The organism is Variovorax paradoxus (genome assembly GCF_030811855.1).
GTDB classification, from domain to species: Bacteria; Pseudomonadota; Gammaproteobacteria; order Burkholderiales; family Burkholderiaceae_C; genus Variovorax; species Variovorax paradoxus_L.
In genome coordinates this window covers 108134-125209 of the sequence record NZ_JAUSRN010000006.1, presented here as the reverse complement: position 1 = coordinate 125209, position 17076 = coordinate 108134, and the positions used below count along the sequence as shown (strand labels likewise).

Below are 17076 nucleotides of genomic sequence, written 5' to 3'. Positions count from 1 at the left end.
TGTCTCCGTTGTATTTGTAGAAGAGGCTCAGGCCAGCGCAGCCAGTTCCGCCGGCATCTCTCCGCGCGGACGCAGGTGGTCTTCGATGAACGCGGGCGTGATCTCTTCGATGGTGGCGGGGTTCCAGCGCGGATTGCGGTCCTTGTCGATCAGCACCGCGCGGATGCCCTCGGCAAAGTCCTTGTGCGCGCAGAAACCCAGCGAGGCCCAGTATTCGAGCCGGAACACCTCGGCCAGCGACATGCGGTGCACGCGCTGCCAAAGCTCGAAGCTCAGCGCGGCCGAACTCGGGGCGCCCTTCATGAATGTTTTGGATGCGGACTGCAGCCACGGGTCGTCGCTCTGCAGGCTGCGCAGGCGTTTCGCGATGTCGAGCAGGTCGTCGCCTGCCATCAGGGCGTTGATGGTGTCGTAGTGCTCGCGCACTTTGGATGGCGGCAACTGCGCGCCCTCGCCCGCCCGCGCGAGGATTCGCGAAAGTTCGGCGCGGTCGGCCTTCAGTTCGCCGCGCCAGTTCGCAGCCGCAATCGCTTCGAGCACCTGACCCTTGTGCTCATGCGGCACCAGCACGTCGGCCAAACCGCAGAAGATGGCATCGGCTGCATTGAGGTTGGCAGCCGTGAGCGCCAGGAACAGACCCGTGCGGCCGGGCGTGCGCCGGAGGAACCAGCTGCCGCCCACGTCGGGGTAGAGCCCGATGCTGATCTCGGGCATGGCGATGCGGCTTTGCGCCGTGACCACGCGGTGCGAGCAGCCCGACATCAGGCCCACGCCGCCACCCATCACGATGCCGTGGCCCCAGCAGAGAAAGGGCTTGGGAAAGGTGTGGATCAGGTAATCGAGTTCGTACTCTTCGCGGAAGAAGTCTTCGGCGTAGGTGTTGCGCGCAGGGCCGCATTCGAGCAGGGTTTGATACAGCTGGCGCAGGTCGCCACCGGCGCAAAAGGCTTTCTCGCCCGCGGCCTGCAGCAGCACGCCGACGATGCCGTCGTCGGCCGCCCATTCGCGCAGCTTGGGCGTGAGCAGGCGCACCATGTCTACGGAAAGCGCGTTGAGCGAGGCCGGTGCATTGAGCGTGGCAACGCCGAAGCGCTGGCCGCCGGCGGTCTTGATTTCGTCGAAGAGAACTACGGAGTCGGTCATTGTCTTGAGAGGTTCTGGATGCGGGGCTTCAGCGGATGTCGCTGTCCCCTTCCAGCAATTTTCGCGCAACGATCACGCGCATGATCTCGTTGGTGCCTTCGAGAATCTGGTGCACGCGGGTATCGCGCACCAGCCGCTCCAGCGGAAACTCACTCAGGTAGCCGTAGCCGCCATGCAGCTGCAGTGCGTCGTTGCACACGTTGAAGCCCGCATCGGTCGCAAAGCGCTTGGCCATCGCGCAGTAGGTGCTGGCATCGGCATGACCGGCGTCGAGCTTGCTTGCCGCAAGCCGCACCATCTGCCGCGCCGCGACCAGCTCCGTCGCCATGTCGGCCAGCTTGAACTGCAAGGCCTGGAAGCTCGCGATCGGCTTGCCGAACTGCTGGCGCTCGTGCAGGTATCGGCGTGCCGCATCGAGCGCGCCCTGCGCCGCGCCCACCGAGCAGGTCGCGATGTTGATGCGCCCGCCGTCAAGCCCCTTCATGGCAATGCGAAAGCCCTCGCCTTCCTTGCCCAACAGGTTCTGGGCCGGCACGCGCACGTTGTCGAAGTTGATGGTGCGCGTGGGCTGGCTGTTCCAGCCCATCTTGTGCTCCTTCTTGCCGTAGCTCACGCCCGGCGCATCGGCCGGCACCGCAAAGGCCGAAATGCCGCCCGCGCCCCCGCCGCCCGTGCGCGCCATGAGCACCAGCACGTCGGTCGCGCCCGCGCCCGAGATGAAGGCCTTGCCGCCGTTGATGACGTATTCATGGCCCTGCAGCTCGGCGCGCGTCTTGAGCGAGCCCGCATCCGATCCGGCACCTGGTTCGGTGAGGCAATAGGACGCGAGCTTGCGGCCGCTCGTCAAGTCTTCGCCCCACTGCTTGGCGACCGCATCAGTCGCCCAGGTGCCGAGCATCCACGTCGCCATGTTGTGGATCGTGATGAAGGCCGTGGTCGACGGATCAACAGCGGCCATCTCCTCGAACACCAGCGCAGAATCGAGCCGCGGAAGCCCGAGGCCGCCGATTCGCTCTGGCGCGTAGAGCCCGCAGAAGCCCAGTTCGCCCGCCTTGGCGATAGCCTCTTTCGGAAAGATGGCTTCCGCATCCCACTGCGCCGCATGCGGCGCGAACTCGGCCTGTGCAAAGTCGCGCGCGCTCTGCGCAAAGGCGCGCTGCTCTTCGGAAAGTTCGAAGTCCATTCGCCCGGTTTCTTACTTGAGGCTGATGGTTGTATTCACACCGTGCGAAACGGTGCTGTCGTCGAACCAGCGTGCCGTCACGGTCTTGGTCTGCGTGTAGAACATGATGACCTGCTTGCCGTAGGGGCCCAGGTCGCCGAGCTTGGAAGCACGCGATCCGGTGAACGAGAACATCGGGACCGGCACCGGAATCGGCACGTTGATGCCGACCTGGCCCACGTCGATGTCTTCCTGGAAACGGCGCGCCGCGGCGCCCGACTGCGTGAAGATCGCCGTGCCGTTGCCGTTCGGGTTGCTGTTGATCAGCTCGATGGCCTCGTCGATGTTCTCGGCATCGGCCACGCAGAGCACGGGCCCGAAAACTTCCTGGTCATAGATCGTCATGCCGGGCTTCACGCCCGAGAAGATCGTCGGGCCGACGAAGTTGCCCTTCTCGTAGCCCGGCACAGTGGGCTTGCGGCCGTCGAGCTCCAGCTTGGCGCCATCGGCCACGCCGCGTTCGATGAGGCCGTTGACGCGCTCAAAAGCAGCGCACGAAACCAGCGGGCCCACGTCCACACCTTTCTCGGTGCCGGCGCCGATCTTCAGCGTCTTGGCTTTTTCGATGAGCTCGGGCACCCAGTTGCGCGCCTCGCCCACCAGCACCGCCACCGACACTGCCATGCAGCGCTGGCCTGCCGCTCCGAAGCTCGCGCCCGCCAGTGCGTTGAGCGTCTGCTCCTTGTTGGCGTCGGGCATCACGATGGCGTGGTTCTTCGCACCCATCATGCATTGCACGCGCTTGCCGGCCAGCGTGGCGCGGTTGTAGACGTGCGTGCCGACCTTGGTCGAGCCGACGAAGCTGATTGCCTTGATGTCCTTGTGGTCGCAGATGCCGTTGACCACGGCTTCGCCGCCATGCACCACGTTGAGCACGCCGGGCGGGATGCCGGCTTCGAGCGCCAGTTCGCACAGGCGCATCGTGACCATCGGGTCTTGCTCGGAAGGCTTCAGCACGAAGGTGTTGCCGGTGACGATGGCCATCGGGAACATCCACAGCGGGATCATGGCCGGGAAGTTGAACGGCGTGATGCCGGCGCACACGCCCAGCGGCTGCAGCAGCGTGTAGGTGTCGACCCCGTTGGCCACGTTGTTGGCCAGCTCGCCGAGCTGCAGGTTGCCGATGTTCGATGCGTGCTCGACCACCTCGAGGCCGCGGAACACATCGCCCTCGGCGTCGGGCAGCGTCTTGCCCTGCTCGGCCGTGAGGATGGCGGCCAGCTCGCCCATGTTCTCGCGAATGAGCTGCTGGTACTTGAGGAAGATGCGGGCGCGGGCGCCGATGGGCGTCTTGCGCCAGGTCTTGAAGGCGTCCTTGGCGGAAGCCACAGCAGCATCGAGCTCGGCCTGTGTGGCAAAGGGCACGCGGGCGAGCACTTCCTGCGTGGCCGGGTTGACGATGTCGCGCCATTCGGTGGTCTTCGATTCGACGAACTTGCCGCCGATCAACAGCTTGACGGTGGCGACCTGGGTCTTGGGGGTGGTGGTGGCGTCCATGGGGTTTTGTCTCCTGTGAATACGGGCCTGGCTGGCAGGTTCAAGCCGCATCCTAGCTTTGCAGATTTGCCATGACAATAGACAAATATGCGCTATCGCTTTGCAAAAATGCAGAGTCAACGCCACGGGACGCAAGCACATGGACTGGGACAACCTTCGCTACTTTCTGGAGCTGGCTCGCTCGGGCACGCTGATGAGCGCCGCGCGCCGGCTCGAGGTCGACCACACCACGGTGGCGCGGCGCATCCAGGCGCTCGAAAAAGAGGTAGGCGCGCCGCTTTTCTCGCGCGAGGCGGGCGGCCACCGGCTCACCGAAGCGGGCCGCAAGCTGCAGCCGCAGGTCGAGGCCATGGAGAGCGCATTCCAGGCGGTGGAGAGCACCGCGCCCGCTTCGCAGGAAGGCTTGTCGGGATTGATCCGCATCGGCGCCACCGAGGGTTTCGGCACCGTCGTGCTGGCGCCGCAGCTCGCGCTTTTCGCGCAGCAGCACCCCAAACTCACCATCGACCTGCTGGCGATGCCGCGCCTGGTTCACTTGTCTCGGCGCGAGGCCGACATCGTGATTTCGCTCGAACGGCCGGCGCGCGGGCCCGTGGTCGTGACCAAGCTCACCGACTACACGCTGCGGCTCTACGCCTCGAAGCAATACCTGGCCGCGCACAAGCCGATCAAGACACGCGAAGACCTGCGCGGCCACACCTTCATCAGCTACGTGGACGACCTGCTCTTCAGCAAGGAACTGCAGTACCTCGACGAACTGCATCGCCCCGACGCCTTCGCGCTGCGCAGCACCAGCGTGCTCGCGCAGCACCGGGCGGTGGCCGCCGGAGCTGGCATCGCCGTGCTGCCGGCGTTCGTGGCCGAGCGGGACCCGGCGCTGCGTCCGGTACTGAGCGGCCAGGCAAATTTCACGCGCACGTTCTGGATGTCGATGCCGGCGGAAACCAAGCACCTCGTACGGATGCGTGCGGTGTGGGAGTTTTTGCTCGCCACCGTTCAGTCGCAGAAGGACATGCTGATGCCGCCGGGCTGACGTACCGATGCGCCGGCGCGCTTCGGCGCAGGCCTCAGGAGAACAGGCGTTTCCAGAGGCTCGTGCCTTCGGCCGGCGCTGGCGCAACAGCCGCGGCTTCCGATGCCTCAAGCAACTCGATCAACCCGGGCACGCGCGGCTTGTCGAGCCAGCGCGCATAGGCCAGATAGCTTTCCGCCTCGCCTTCGATGCGCAACTGCTCCGGCATGGCGGGGCACGGTGCGGCGCCCAGCAGCACACCCAAGGCTTCGGGCCGGTTCATGCGGATCGCGCTCAAGAGCGCGGTTTCGCCGAGCGACGGAATGATGTCGTTGGCACCTGCAAGCCCGGCATCGAGCAAGGGCCGGATGGCGGCCGCATCGCCGCTGATCGCAGCGGCACCCAATGCTTCGAGCGCGGCCAGTCTCTCGGGGGAAAGACTGGCTGCGTAGGCGTCGTCGCGCTTCTCGTCCTCGCTGCGCGCATCGCCGCCTTCCATCGTCATGAAGTCGGTCACCAACGCCACGGGTTCGCCGGACGCGTCGATCGCCCAGAAGCTCGGGTAACTGCCGTCCCCCCAGCCCGAGCTGAAGATCAGCACGTTGTTCGCGCTGCCCTCGCCCAGCGGGTAGTGGTCCGCCTTGTCCTCGACGCCCAGTTCGGTGTCGAGCACGTCGTCGTAGTAGCTGACGTAGTCGGGGTTGGCCGATGAATCGCGCGCCTCGCGCTCGGCGATGGCAGCTGCGCACTCGGCATCCATGAAGCAGCCGACGCCGGCATCGACGGGGTAGCCGTAGAACTCGTCGTCGCCGAGTTCGTCCTGCGATTGCCCTTCGAGCAGTGCCGGCTCCCAGTGGAGACCGGCAGCCTGCAAGCTGCCCCGCTCGCGCAGCCAGAGCACCGCCAGGGCATGGCGGCCTTCGTGCTGCAGCACTTCGGCCAGGAATGCCCCGCGCCCGCTCACGCTGCGAACGAAGGGCTCGCGCTCGGGCTGCACCAGCGGATCGCACGCCACGATGCGGCCGCTCGTGATGTTGAGCACCCCGCAAGGCTGCCGCTGCAAGCGCCGTGTGCGCAGCGCCTCGTCGTCTAGAAAAATGGTCTGGAGGTTGTCGAGGTCGAGATAGGCCATGCGTACAGTTTCTCATCCCTCCATGACAAAGGGCCGCAAAAGCGGCCCTTGTCGATGCTGTGTCGCCGCAGCCTACTGGATCAGCCTGGCCCCGGTCTTGGCCTGCAGCGTATCGAAGCTCACGCCCGGCGCAAGCTCGACCACCTTGAGGCCTTCGGGCACGACGTCCATCACGGCCAGGTCTGTGATGATGCGGTCGACCACGCCCACACCCGTGAGCGGCAGCGTGCACTTCTCGAGGATCTTGAGGTCCTCGGTGCCGTCCTTCTTCTTGGCGACGTGTTCCATCAGCACGATGACGCGCTTCACGCCAGCCACGAGGTCCATGGCGCCGCCCATGCCCTTCACCATCTTGCCGGGGATCATCCAGTTGGCGAGGTCGCCCTGCACGCTGACCTGCATGGCGCCGAGGATCGACAGGTTGATCTTGCCGCCGCGGATCATCGCGAAGCTGTCATGGCTGCCGAAGATGGCCGAGCCCGGCAGCGTGGTGACGGTCTGCTTGCCAGCGTTGATCAGGTCGGCGTCGACCTGGTCTTCCGTCGGGAACGGGCCGATGCCCAGCATGCCGTTTTCGCTTTGCAGCCACACTTCCTTGTCGCCGACGAAGTTGGCCACCAGCGTGGGAATGCCGATGCCCAGGTTCACGTAGAAGCCGTCTTCGAGCTCTTGCGCCGCACGAGCGGCCATTTGGTCTTGGGTCCAGGGCATCTCAGGCTCCTTTGTTGTTCTTGACGGGGGCGGGCACTTCGCTGCCGGCGGCGGCCTGCGCAATGGCGGCCTGCGCTTCGACCTTGGCGGCCGCTGCGTCGGTGGGTGCGGCCGCGCTCACGGTGCGCTTTTCGATGCGCTTCTCGGGCTTGGCGTTGAGCACGATGCGGTGCACGTAGATGCCCGGCAGGTGAATGTCGTCAGGGGCCAGTTCACCCACTTCGACGATCTTCTCGACTTCGACGATGCAGATCTTGCCGGCCATGGCGGCGGCGGGGTTGAAATTGCGCGCCGTGAGGCGGAAGCGCAGGTTGCCCGACTTGTCGGCCACGTGGGCCTTGACCAGCGCCACGTCGGGCACCAGCGAGCGTTCCATCACGTAGGTTTCGCCGTCGAACTCGCGCAGCTCCTTGCCCTCGGCCACCTGCGTGCCGACGCCGGTCTTGGTGAAGAAGGCCGGAATGCCCGCGCCGCCCGCGCGCAGCTTTTCGGCCAGCGTGCCTTGCGGCGTGAATTCGAGCTGCAGTTCGCCCGCGAGGTATTGGCGCTCGAACTCCTTGTTCTCACCCACGTACGACGCGATCATTTTCTTGATCTGCCGGGTTTCGAGCAGCTTGCCGAGGCCGAAGCCGTCGACGCCCGCGTTGTTGGAGATGCAGGTGAGATCTTTGACGCCGGAGTCGTGCAGCGCATCGATCAGCGCCTCGGGAATGCCGCACAGGCCGAAGCCGCCGACCGCGAGCGTCTGCCCGTCGGCCACGACCCCCTTGAGTGCCGCATCTGCGGAGGGATAAATCTTGTTCACTCGGGCTCCTTGATGGATGGTGGAGAGTTGGCGAAAGCGTTGCGAGAGAGCCTTGAACGATACTACGTAGTCGCATACGTAGTATTTCGTAATGGTGACCCCCGATGCAGGAGATCGATTACCGGCTGGCCTTTGAGCATGCCCCCGTGGGCATGGTGGTTTCGCGCAACCGCACCATCGTGGCCTGCAACGAGCGGGTGTGCGAGATTTTTGGTGCAACGCCCTCTGCGCTGGTCGGGCATTCGTTCAGCATTCTGTACCCCAGCGTGGCCGAGTTCGAGCGCATCGGCAAGCGCATGGAGCCGTTCCTCAACGCCAGCGGCCGCTATGCCGACAACCGCATGATGAAGCGCCTCGGCGGCCTGCATGGCGCCATTGCCGGCGAAACCTTCTGGTGCCACGTCACCGGCCACGCCATGAACCGCGCCGCGCCGCACGAAGCCGGCATCTGGACCTTCGAAGACCTGGGATCGCGCCGCGCCGTAAAGGCCGAGCTCACGCCGCGCGAGCGCGAGGTGGCGGCGCAGGTGATGCGCGGGCTCACGTCCAAGGAGATCGGCAAGGCGCTGGGCATCAGCCACCGCACGGTGGAACTGCACAGGGCGCGGCTGATGCGCAAGTACGCGGCGGCGACTACGGCGGAGCTGGTGCAGAAGCTCATTGCCGGCTGATCCCGGCCGGGATCAGCTGGCTGGTCAGTCAGGCTTGATATCCGCCGCCTTGATCACCTTCGCCCAGGCCGCCAGCTCCTGGTCGACGAACTTGCCCAATGCAGCCGGGTCCATGTAGGTGGCGAAGGCGCCCTGCTCGTCCACCTTCTTGCGGAACGGCTCGCTCTCGACGATCTTCTTGATCTCTGCACTGAGCTTGGCGACGACGTCCGGCGGCGTCTTGGCCGGTGCGAACACCGCAAACCACGATTCCACCTCGTAGCCCGGCAGCCCCGCTTCGGCGGCGGTCGGCACGTCGGGCATCGATGGATGGCGCTTGCTGCCGGTGTATGCCAGCGGCTTGATGCGCCCGCCCGCGAAGTGGCCGATGACCGAGGGCGGCGTGGTGATGAACATGTCGACGTTGCCCGCGATCAGGTCGTTGATGGCCGGGCCGGAGCCCTTATAGGGCACGTGCGTCATCGGTTGCTTCGCTTGCCGCGACAGCAGCTCGCCCGCGATGTGCTGGATGGAGCCGTTGCCGGACGAGGCGTAGAACAGGCCGCCCTCTTTTTTCTTCTTGCCGTATTCGATCAGCTCCTTCATCGAGTTGACCGGCAGCTTGCCGCTCACTGCGACGACGTGCGGTGCGCGCATCACCAGCGCCACGGGCACGAAGTCCTTGGTCGGGCTCCACTTGATCTGCGGAAAGAGCGCGGGGTTGCCAACGTGGTAGCCCGAATACTGCATCAGCAGCGTGTAGCCATCCGGCGCCGCGCGCGCCACCGCCTCGGTGCCGATGTTGCCGCTGGCACCGGGCTTGTTGTCGACCACGATGGGCTGGCCCAAGGCCCGCTGAAGCGGGTCGGCCACCATGCGCGCCATGATGTCGGTGGACCCCGCGGGTGCGGTGGGGACGATGAAGGTGATCGGCTTTGAGGGCCAGGTGTCGGCACCGGCTGCGGAGGCGGCCAGTGCGAGGCCAAGGCTTGCAGTGGCCAGAATGCGATGAGTGGTTTTCATGGTTTGTCTCCGATATTTTTGAGGGTGCGGTCTTTCCGGCGGCGTTCAGGACACCAGCTCGGATATCTCGATGAGATTCAGGTCGGGGTCGCGCACATAGACCGAGCGGATGCGCGACGTGGCGCCGGTTCGCATCACCGGGCCTTCGAGGATGGGCACGCCCTTGCCCTTCAGCCGCGCGATCACGTCCTCGAGCGGCACGCTCGCAATGAAGCACAGGTCCAGCGAGCCCGGCGTCGGCAGCTGTGCCTTGGGCTCGAACTCGTGGCCCTTCACGTGCAGGTTGATCTTCTGGTTGCCGAAGCGGAAGGCCTTGCGGCTGGTGCCGAAAGTCTCCAGCGCCATGCCCATCACATCGACATAGAAGCGGGTACAAGCCTCTTCGTCGGTGGTGGTGAGAACCAGGTGGTCCAGATGGTCGATCATGGGTGCAGCTCCTTGCCGCGGCGCGCATGTGCACGCGCCGCGATGTCGTTGAAATCCGCCGGCGGCGCATGCCGCGTGAGCCGATGCCCGGCACGGAAAACCTGGCTCGGCAAGTCGTGCTGCACCAGGGCTTCGAGCTCCGACGCGGCGCCGATCAGGCCTTCGAGATCCATGCCGGTGTCGTAGCCCATGCATTGCAGCATGTGCACCACGTCTTCGGTGGCCACGTTGCCGGTGGCGCCGGGCGCATAGGGGCAGCCGCCGATGCCACCCAGCGACATGTCGAGCCGCTCGATGCCCGCCTCGACCGCGGCCACCGTGTTCGCCAGCCCCATGCCGCGCGTGTTGTGAAAGTGCGCCGTCCATTGCAGGCCGGGGTGCCTTGCCATCACCGTCTCGCAGAGGGCCTGCACCTGCGTGGGAAACGCCATGCCCGTGGTGTCGCACAGCGTGATGCCCTGCACCTGAAGCGCCGCGAAACGGTCGATCCATTCCAGCACCGCGGCCAGCGGCACTTCGCCTTCCATCGGGCAGCCGAACACGCATGAGAGCGAGACGTTCACGGGCACGCCGGCCTGCCTGGCCAGCGCGATGACTTCGGCCAGCTGCGCGAAAGACTGCTCGCGCGTCATGCGCAGGTTGCTGAGGTTGTGGGTTTCGCTCACCGACATGACGATGTTGAATTCGCCGATGCGGCTCTCCAACGCACGCTCGGCTCCGCGCAGGTTCGGCACCAGCGCGGTGTAGACCACGCCGGGGCGGCGGGCGATGCGCTGCATCACCTCTTCGCCGTCGCGCAGCGCCGGTATCGCCTTGGCCGAAGTGAACGAGGTCACCTCGATCTTCGCGTAGCCCAGCATGCTCAGACGGTCGACAAGCGCGATCTTGTCGTCGGTCGGAATGAAGCGGCTTTCCATCTGGAAGCCGTCGCGCGTGGCAACTTCGTTGATGAAGAGCCGCTTGCCCTTGCCTTCTTTCATACGGCCTCTCTTTCCTGGGCGCGGCGCACCGGCCAGCCCGCGCCCCGCAGGTCGCCGGTGTGTTCGCCGAGCCGCGGCGCGGGATGCGCGATGCGTCCCGGCGTGGCGCTGAGCTTGGGCACGACGCCGGGCACCTTGAGCGTTTCTCCATCGGCGGTGGTCGCCTCGACAATCATCTGCCGCGCCAGGTATTGCGGATCGGTGGCGATGTCGGCCACCGTGTAGATGCGCCCGACCGGCACGCCGGCCGCATCGAGCACCGCCAGCACCTCGTCGCGGCTGCGCTGCAGCGTCCAGGCCTCGATGGCGGCGTCGATCTCTTCCACGCGCCGCACGCGGCCATCGTTGTGCACCAGCTCCGGGTCGTTCTCCAGGTCCGTGCGCTCGATGGCCCGCATCAACCGGCGGAAGATGCTGTCGCCGTTGCCGGCCACCAGCACGTAATGTCCGTCATTGCACTTGTAGGCATTGGTGGGTGCGATGCCCGGCAGCGCACTGCCAGCCCGCTCACGCACCGCGCCGAACGCGTCGTACTCGGGCAGCAAGCTTTCCATCACATTGAAGACAGACTCGTAGAGCGCCACGTCGATGAACTGCCCTTGCCCGCCATGCGCCGTGCGGTGGTGCAGCGCCGTCAGCACGCCGATCACGCCATGCAGCGCGGCCAACGTGTCGCCGAGCGAAACGCCCACGCGCACCGGCACCCGCCCCGGTTCGCCGCTCAGGTAGCGCAGCCCACCCATCGATTCGCCGAGAACGCCGAAGCCCGGCTTGTCGCGGTAGGGGCCCGTCTGCCCATAGCCCGAGATGCGCAGCATGATGAGCCGGGGGTTGAGCGCGTGCAGCTGCTCCCAACCCAGGCCCCAGCCTTCGAGCGTGCCGGGTTTGAAGTTCTCGATCAGCACGTCGGCCTCGAGCGCCAGCGCGCGCACCGCCTCCTGGCCTTCGGCGCTGCGCAGGTCCAGGCACACCGAGCGCTTGTTGCGCGACTGCACCTCCCACCACACCGAGGTGCCTTCGCGCAGCAGCCGCCACTTGCGGAGTGGGTCGCCCACGCCCGCGGGCTCGACCTTGATCACGTCGGCGCCGAACTCCGCCAGCGTCTTGCCGGCGAACGGCCCGGCAATGAGCTGGCCGAGCTCCAGTACCTTGAGGCCTTCGAGTGCGTTCATGTCTGCATGTCTCCTGTGGAATGCCTCAACTCTATGAACGAAGAACGAAGATCGGAATTGCTTTGATCGCAGGGGGCCTTCGCAAAACGCGAAGGCTTTCTAGAATGGGTGGATGGCCGTCTCCATCAACCCCGCCCGCATCGACTTCGTCACGCTGCGCCTCTTCTGCGCCGTGGCCCAGTCGGGCAGCATCACCAAGGGCGCGGAGGCCTGCCATCTGGCGCTCTCGGCGGCGAGCCGGCGGCTGTCGGACTTCGAGGCGGCAACCGGATCGAGGCTGCTCGAACGTAGCTCGCAAGGCATCGCTCTCACGCCCGCCGGCCACGTGGCGATGCAGCATGCGATGCGGCTCTTCCAGGGCTTCGAGCAGTTCAGCAACGAGCTTGGCGATTACTCGAGCGGGGTGCGCGGACACGTGCGGCTGTGGGCCAACATGTCGGCGCTGACCGAGTTCCTGCCTGCCACGCTGGCGACCTTTCTCGGACAGCACCCGGACATCCGCATCGAGGTCGAAGAGCAGTTGAGCGGCGACATCGTGCGCGCGCTGGTCGACGGCCTGGCCGACGTGGGCGTGTTCGCCGAGAACACGCCGGCCTACGGGCTGGACGTGGCGCCGTTCCAGACCGACGAGCTGGTGGTGCTGTGCGCCCGGCAGCACCCGCTTGCGCGCACGCGCCGGACGGCTTTCAAGACCTGCCTCGCGCACGAGTTCGTGGGCTTGAACCGCAGCAGCTCGCTGCTCGAACTCACCTCGCGCGCGGCCGAGCAGGCCGGCATTCCGATGCGCCTGCGCGTGCAGGTGCGCAGCTTCGATGCGATGTGCAACATGATCGCGGCCAACCTCGGCATTGGTGTGGTGCCGCTTGCAGCCTGCAAGGCACAGGTGAGCGCGCTCGACCTGAAGGTGGTGCGGCTCAAGGACGCCTGGGCCGTTCGCCGGCTGCTGATGGCCACCAAGACTGGCGAGACTCTGTCGCCAGCGGCGCAGCTGCTGGTGGCGCAGCTGCTCGCGTCGTCGACCTGAAGCGAAGCCTGGGTCAGGCCATCCGCTTCACCGAGCCGATCCACTTCTCGAACGACTTCATCTGGTCGCCGACGAACTTGCGGGTGGTCTCGTCGGTGCAGTTTCCTTGTGCATCGAACTTGCCGCCCGCACCGCCGATGAAGATCTCGGGCTTGACCAGCACCATGGCGTTCACGAACAGCATCACGCGGCGCAGGTCGTACTGAACGCGCGCGCCGCCCAGCGGGCCCGGCGTGGCCGAGAGAATGGCCACGGGCTTGTTCGCGAAAGGCTGGTCTTCGCCGCGGCTGACCCAATCGATCACGTTCTTGAACACGCCGGGGATCGAGAAGTTGTATTCGGGCGTGGCAATCAGCAGCGCGTCGGCGCGGCGGATCCGTTCGCGCAGCGCCTGCACCGGCGCGGGGTATCCGTGGGCCAGCAGGTCGGCGTCGAACGGCGGCACCTCGCGCCATTCGACGACCTCCATGCGCATGGAATCAGGCATCAGCGAACCGGCGAGATTCAGTGCCGCGCGGTTGATGGAACCGCTTCGAAGGCTGCCGCAGAGGCCGACGATGTCGAGTGTGCTCATTGCTTTCCTTGTCCTGTATTCGTTCGCGTGTGTTAAGTGGAGCCGGGGCGCCTGGCGCTACGGCAATTGGAATCCGGCCTTGAGAGTGTCCCTCAAGTGGCTCACGAACAGGTTCACCGCGCGCGGAATGTGCAGCGAGTATGGGCGTATGGCGTAGATCTGGTCCGCGAAGGCGCCCGTCGGTTGCCAGTCGGGCAGCACTTCGACCAGCTTGCCTGCCTGCAGCGCAGACTGAGCGCTGAAGTCGGGCAGCAGCGCGATGCCAAGCCCGGCCTGGGCCGCATCGCGCAATGCCTCGCTGTTGTTTGCCGCCAGCGGACCGGCAATGGGCACGGTGACCCGTTCGCCAAGGCGCGTGCGACCCGAGCGACGCTCGAACGACCAGACATTGGTTTCCTGCCCGCGCGGATAGTGCAGGCAGTCGTGGTCGGCCAGCATGGGCGGCGCCAGCGGCGTGCCCTTGCGGCGCAGGTAAGCACGGCTGGCCACAAGCACCGATCTGGTGTCGCAAAGCCGCCAGGCCACGTGCGTGTCGGGCGGTGAAGCCGCGTGCCGCACCGCGAGGTCGAAGCCCTCTGTGGCGAGCGAACTCAGCCGGTCGGAGAGCTCCATCTCGACGCGGATAGACGGATGCGCCAGAAGAAAGTCGGCCAGCCGGGGCAGCAACTGCTGCCGCCCCAGCGCGACCGGCGCGGTGACGCGTATCAGGCCGCGCGGTTCGCCGGCCTGGTCCTGCGCCTGCAGGAAGCTGTGGGCGATCTGCTCGAAAGGGTCGCGGGTCTGATCGACCAGCTGCTGCCCGGCCTCAGTCAGCCGCATGCTGCGGGTGGTGCGGCGCACGAGGGTGACGCCCACCGCCCGCTCCAGCTCGGCAATGCGCTGGCTCATGGCGGCCTTGCTCACGCCCAGGCGCGCCGCGGCGGCGGTATAGCTGCCCTGCTGGCCGAGCACGATCAGCCAGTGCAGGTGGGCCCAAAGAGATTCGGCTTTTTGCAGATCCATGGCTGGATTGTTCACCATAGCGAACAAACAGTTCAACTTCCGGGTCTAGGCAGCCGCCCTTCACTTTTCTAGACTACGCCTCACTTCATTCTTGGCGGACCCAATGACCCAGCAGATTGCCCATTTCATCGGCGGCCAACACGCCGCCGGCGGCTCCACCCGCACGCAGGACGTCACCAACCCAGCGACCGGCAAGGTCACGGGCAAGGTGGTGCTCGCCGCCCAGGCCGATGTCGATGCCGCTGTGGCCGCCGCGCAGGCCGCCTTTCCCAAGTGGGCCGACACGCCGCCGATCCGCCGAGCCCGCGTGATGTTCAAGTTTCTGGAGCTGCTCAACCTGCACAAGGACGAGCTGGCGCACATGATCACCGCCGAGCACGGCAAGGTGTTCACCGACGCACAGGGCGAGGTCTCTCGCGGCATCGACATCGTCGAGTTCGCCTGCGGCATTCCGCAGCTGCTCAAGGGCGACTTCACCGACCAGGTTTCCACCGGCATCGACAACTGGACGCTGCGTCAGCCGCTCGGCGTGGTAGCGGGCATCACGCCCTTCAACTTTCCGGTGATGGTGCCGATGTGGATGTTCCCGGTGGCCATTGCCGCCGGCAACACCTTCATTCTCAAGCCCAGCCCGACCGACCCGACCCCTTCGCTGCGCATGGCCGAGCTGCTCAAGGAAGCGGGCCTCCCCGATGGCGTGTTCAACGTGGTTCAGGGCGACAAGGCCGCGGTCGACGCGCTGCTCGAGCACCCCGACGTCAAGGCCGTGAGCTTCGTCGGCTCCACGCCCATTGCCAACTACATCTATGAAACCGGCGCGCGCAATGGCAAGCGCGTGCAGGCGCTCGGCGGCGCGAAGAACCACATGGTGGTCATGCCCGATGCCGACATCGACCAGACGGTGGATGCGCTGATCGGCGCCGGCTACGGCTCGGCCGGCGAACGCTGCATGGCCATCAGCGTGGCGGTGCTGGTGGGCGACGTGGCCGACAAGATCATTCCCAAGCTCGTCGAACGCACGAAGACGCTCCAGGTGCTCGACGGCGAGAACCTTGCGGCCGAGATGGGCCCGATCGTCACGCGCGCGGCGCACGAACGCATCACGGGCTACATTGCCCAGGGCGAGAAGGAAGGCGCAAAGCTGCTGGTCGACGGCCGCCAGTTCGACGGCAGCAAGGCCGGCGCCGGCTGCGGCGACGGCTTCTGGATGGGCGGCACGCTGTTCGACCATGTCACGCCCGAGATGCGCATCTACAAGGAAGAGATCTTCGGCCCCGTGCTCTCTTGCGTGCGCGTGGCCAACTTCAAGGACGCGGTCGACCTGGTCAACGACCACGAGTTCGGCAACGGCGTGAGCTGCTTCACGCGCGACGGCAACGTGGCGCGCGAGTTCAGCCGCCGCATCCAGGTGGGCATGGTCGGCATCAACGTGCCGATCCCGGTGCCGATGGCCTGGCACGGCTTCGGCGGCTGGAAGCGTTCGCTCTTCGGCGACATGCATGCCTACGGCGAGGAAGGCGTGCGCTTCTACACCAAGCAGAAGTCGATCATGCAGCGCTGGCCCGAGAGCATCGGCAAGGGTGCCGAGTTCGTGATGCCGACCGCGAAGTAGGCGGCGATTCCTGGTGGCGGCGAGCGCCGCCAAAGAACATGGACGCATTCAGGGTTAACGAAAAGCTGACTTGCCCCCCGGCCGGGGAGCAGCCAGACTTGCGCATGCCCCTGTGCCAGCGTCCATGACAACAAACAAGAAGCCCGCGCGAAGCCTGTCGGCCGTTCCTTCCACACTTCGGATTCCCCTCGCCGCGCGCGCATCGGGCGATGCGATGTTTCCGCAACTGGCAGTACGGGACGCCTATGCCGCATCCATCCTCGAAAAGATCCGCGACGACGGGCAGGCCCTTCCCGAAGACCGGACGACCATCTACGGCATCCTGAACCGCACGCGGCGCTTTCGCAGCCTGGCGCAAGAGTTCCTCAAGCAGCACCCCGGCGCACGCGTGGTGAACATGGGATGCGGGCTCAGCCATTACTTTCAATGGCTGGATGACGGAAAGTGCCGCATGACCGATGCGGACCTGCCCGAGGTGCTCGCGCTGCGCCGCGATCTCATTCCCGACACCAATACGCGCCACGATGCGCGCGCGCTCGACCTCACTTCGCCGCATTGGTGGGACCACCTCGACCTGCCGCGCAAGCGCGAAGGGCAGCCGGTGTTCCTGTTTGCCGAAGGCGTGCTGATGTATCTGGAGCCGCCGCAGGTGCAGGCCGTGCTCGCGACCTTCAATGAGCGCGCGCCAGCAGGCTCGGTGCTGGCCTTCGATGCGATGTGCTGGCTCGGGGTGGGCCGCGCGGCACAGCATCCGTCGGTGCGGGCCACCGGCGCGGAGTTTCGATGGGGCCTGCGCAGCGCCGCCGAGTTGACGCAAGGCCATCCGCGCCTGCACCTCGACTCGAGCTACCGGGTGCTGGAAGGTTTCGGCCTGCCCTACACCTTGTTCGCGCCGCTCATCTTGATGCTGCTTGGCGTGTCGCTCTATGCCGTCTATGCGCTGCGCGCGACAGACGAGGCCGATACATAAACGCACAAATTTCCCGTCCAAGACTCAATTCCCGGCCTTGTCCGGCTCGGGCAGCGCAGGTTGGCTGACGCGAACCGGCCTTCAGCCAAGGCATGCTCGGCGCTCCCAGCCGCGGAAATCC

17 protein-coding genes are annotated in these 17076 nt (G+C 66.0%); 5 read left to right on the top strand and 12 right to left on the bottom strand.

Annotated elements, in window-relative coordinates; all coding sequences use genetic code 11:
• Positions 1-27: 27 nt before the first annotated feature.
• From J2X92_RS13655 to J2X92_RS13645, 3 genes are read right to left on the bottom strand one after another with little or no spacing between them, the layout of a single operon-like run.
• The gene (locus J2X92_RS13655) at positions 28-1143 is read right to left on the bottom strand and encodes an enoyl-CoA hydratase/isomerase family protein (protein WP_307576429.1); all 1116 of its coding nucleotides are present in this window, start codon (positions 1141-1143) and stop codon (positions 28-30) included.
• Positions 1144-1171: 28 nt separating this feature from the next.
• On the bottom strand, positions 1172-2326 hold the full coding sequence (locus tag J2X92_RS13650; protein WP_307576428.1) for an acyl-CoA dehydrogenase family protein: 1155 nt from the start codon (positions 2324-2326) through the stop codon (positions 1172-1174).
• Between the two features lie 12 nt (positions 2327-2338).
• Positions 2339-3862: a CoA-acylating methylmalonate-semialdehyde dehydrogenase gene (locus J2X92_RS13645; RefSeq protein ID WP_307576426.1), complete on the bottom strand. Its 1524-nt coding sequence runs from the start codon at positions 3860-3862 to the stop codon at positions 2339-2341.
• A gap of 139 nt (positions 3863-4001) precedes the next feature.
• On the opposite strand from J2X92_RS13645, the gene J2X92_RS13640 reads away from it, so the two are divergent.
• Positions 4002-4895, top strand: coding sequence for a LysR family transcriptional regulator (locus tag J2X92_RS13640; RefSeq protein ID WP_307576424.1), 894 nt, complete (start codon positions 4002-4004; stop codon positions 4893-4895).
• A 34-nt stretch (positions 4896-4929) separates the two neighbouring features.
• Here J2X92_RS13640 and J2X92_RS13635 read toward each other — a convergent pair whose 3' ends face one another.
• From J2X92_RS13635 to J2X92_RS13625, 3 genes are all read right to left on the bottom strand, one after another.
• Entirely contained in the window at positions 4930-6006 is a 1077-nt protein-coding gene (locus tag J2X92_RS13635) for a DUF4241 domain-containing protein (RefSeq protein ID WP_307576423.1), read from the bottom strand.
• Positions 6007-6078: 72 nt separating this feature from the next.
• A complete protein-coding gene (locus J2X92_RS13630) occupies positions 6079-6717 on the bottom strand; it encodes a 3-oxoacid CoA-transferase subunit B (RefSeq protein ID WP_307576421.1) in 639 nt (212 codons plus the stop codon).
• 1 nt (position 6718) lies between these two features.
• Positions 6719-7522 carry a CoA transferase subunit A gene (locus tag J2X92_RS13625; RefSeq protein WP_307576420.1) on the bottom strand — a complete coding sequence of 268 codons (804 nt, stop codon included), beginning with the start codon at positions 7520-7522 and terminating at the stop codon, positions 6719-6721.
• Between the two features lie 104 nt (positions 7523-7626).
• Here J2X92_RS13625 and J2X92_RS13620 point away from each other — a divergent pair, with 104 nt between their 5' ends.
• Positions 7627-8193 carry a LuxR C-terminal-related transcriptional regulator gene (locus J2X92_RS13620; RefSeq protein WP_307576419.1) on the top strand — a complete coding sequence of 189 codons (567 nt, stop codon included), beginning with the start codon at positions 7627-7629 and terminating at the stop codon, positions 8191-8193.
• A 24-nt stretch (positions 8194-8217) separates the two neighbouring features.
• On the opposite strand, the gene J2X92_RS13615 is transcribed toward J2X92_RS13620, so the two are convergent.
• The 4 genes from J2X92_RS13615 to J2X92_RS13600 are packed head-to-tail and all read right to left on the bottom strand — an operon-like array spanning position 8218 to position 11773.
• A complete protein-coding gene (locus J2X92_RS13615) occupies positions 8218-9195 on the bottom strand; it encodes a Bug family tripartite tricarboxylate transporter substrate binding protein (RefSeq protein ID WP_307576417.1) in 978 nt (325 codons plus the stop codon).
• A 45-nt stretch (positions 9196-9240) separates the two neighbouring features.
• Entirely contained in the window at positions 9241-9621 is a 381-nt protein-coding gene (locus J2X92_RS13610) for a VOC family protein (protein WP_307576416.1), read from the bottom strand.
• Complete coding sequence (locus tag J2X92_RS13605) at positions 9618-10601, bottom strand: hydroxymethylglutaryl-CoA lyase (RefSeq protein WP_307576415.1); 984 nt, start codon at positions 10599-10601, stop codon at positions 9618-9620. Before J2X92_RS13605 ends, J2X92_RS13610 begins: the two co-directional genes overlap by 4 nt.
• On the bottom strand, positions 10598-11773 hold the full coding sequence (locus tag J2X92_RS13600) for a CaiB/BaiF CoA transferase family protein (protein WP_307576413.1): 1176 nt from the start codon (positions 11771-11773) through the stop codon (positions 10598-10600). The genes J2X92_RS13605 and J2X92_RS13600 overlap by 4 nt, the downstream gene beginning before the upstream one ends.
• A 112-nt stretch (positions 11774-11885) precedes the next feature.
• Here J2X92_RS13600 and J2X92_RS13595 point away from each other — a divergent pair, with 112 nt between their 5' ends.
• Positions 11886-12797, top strand: coding sequence for a LysR family transcriptional regulator (locus tag J2X92_RS13595; protein WP_307576411.1), 912 nt, complete (start codon positions 11886-11888; stop codon positions 12795-12797).
• Between the two features lie 13 nt (positions 12798-12810).
• On the opposite strand, the gene J2X92_RS13590 is transcribed toward J2X92_RS13595, so the two are convergent.
• The gene (locus J2X92_RS13590) at positions 12811-13371 is read right to left on the bottom strand and encodes an NADPH-dependent FMN reductase (protein ID WP_307576410.1); all 561 of its coding nucleotides are present in this window, start codon (positions 13369-13371) and stop codon (positions 12811-12813) included.
• A 57-nt stretch (positions 13372-13428) separates the two neighbouring features.
• Positions 13429-14373 (bottom strand): LysR family transcriptional regulator, encoded by a 945-nt coding sequence (locus tag J2X92_RS13585; protein ID WP_307576409.1) that lies wholly within the window; start codon positions 14371-14373, stop codon positions 13429-13431.
• A gap of 103 nt (positions 14374-14476) precedes the next feature.
• Between J2X92_RS13585 and J2X92_RS13580 the strand changes: the two genes are divergently transcribed.
• Positions 14477-15985, top strand: a complete 1509-nt coding sequence (locus J2X92_RS13580) for a CoA-acylating methylmalonate-semialdehyde dehydrogenase (RefSeq protein WP_307576407.1) — start codon at positions 14477-14479, stop codon at positions 15983-15985.
• Positions 15986-16109: 124 nt separating this feature from the next.
• Positions 16110-16955: a class I SAM-dependent methyltransferase gene (locus J2X92_RS13575; protein ID WP_307576406.1), complete on the top strand. Its 846-nt coding sequence runs from the start codon at positions 16110-16112 to the stop codon at positions 16953-16955.
• The last annotated feature ends 121 nt before the right edge of the window (positions 16956-17076 follow it).

Excerpts from the sequence above, each read along its gene's own strand:
- J2X92_RS13655 (WP_307576429.1), bottom strand. The coding sequence starts at position 1,143 with ATGACCGACTCCGTAGTTCTCTTCGACGAAATCAAGACCGCCGGCGGC.
- J2X92_RS13650 (WP_307576428.1), bottom strand. The coding sequence starts at position 2,326 with ATGGACTTCGAACTTTCCGAAGAGCAGCGCGCCTTTGCGCAGAGCGCG.
- J2X92_RS13645 (WP_307576426.1), bottom strand. The coding sequence starts at position 3,862 with ATGGACGCCACCACCACCCCCAAGACCCAGGTCGCCACCGTCAAGCTG.
- J2X92_RS13640 (WP_307576424.1), top strand. The coding sequence starts at position 4,002 with ATGGACTGGGACAACCTTCGCTACTTTCTGGAGCTGGCTCGCTCGGGC.
- J2X92_RS13635 (WP_307576423.1), bottom strand. The coding sequence starts at position 6,006 with ATGGCCTATCTCGACCTCGACAACCTCCAGACCATTTTTCTAGACGAC.
- J2X92_RS13630 (WP_307576421.1), bottom strand. The coding sequence starts at position 6,717 with ATGCCCTGGACCCAAGACCAAATGGCCGCTCGTGCGGCGCAAGAGCTC.
- J2X92_RS13620 (WP_307576419.1), top strand. The coding sequence starts at position 7,627 with ATGCAGGAGATCGATTACCGGCTGGCCTTTGAGCATGCCCCCGTGGGC.
- J2X92_RS13615 (WP_307576417.1), bottom strand. The coding sequence starts at position 9,195 with ATGAAAACCACTCATCGCATTCTGGCCACTGCAAGCCTTGGCCTCGCA.
- J2X92_RS13610 (WP_307576416.1), bottom strand. The coding sequence starts at position 9,621 with ATGATCGACCATCTGGACCACCTGGTTCTCACCACCACCGACGAAGAG.
- J2X92_RS13605 (WP_307576415.1), bottom strand. The coding sequence starts at position 10,601 with ATGAAAGAAGGCAAGGGCAAGCGGCTCTTCATCAACGAAGTTGCCACG.
- J2X92_RS13600 (WP_307576413.1), bottom strand. The coding sequence starts at position 11,773 with ATGAACGCACTCGAAGGCCTCAAGGTACTGGAGCTCGGCCAGCTCATT.
- J2X92_RS13595 (WP_307576411.1), top strand. The coding sequence starts at position 11,886 with ATGGCCGTCTCCATCAACCCCGCCCGCATCGACTTCGTCACGCTGCGC.
- J2X92_RS13590 (WP_307576410.1), bottom strand. The coding sequence starts at position 13,371 with ATGAGCACACTCGACATCGTCGGCCTCTGCGGCAGCCTTCGAAGCGGT.
- J2X92_RS13585 (WP_307576409.1), bottom strand. The coding sequence starts at position 14,373 with ATGGATCTGCAAAAAGCCGAATCTCTTTGGGCCCACCTGCACTGGCTG.
- J2X92_RS13580 (WP_307576407.1), top strand. The coding sequence starts at position 14,477 with ATGACCCAGCAGATTGCCCATTTCATCGGCGGCCAACACGCCGCCGGC.
- J2X92_RS13575 (WP_307576406.1), top strand. The coding sequence starts at position 16,110 with ATGACAACAAACAAGAAGCCCGCGCGAAGCCTGTCGGCCGTTCCTTCC.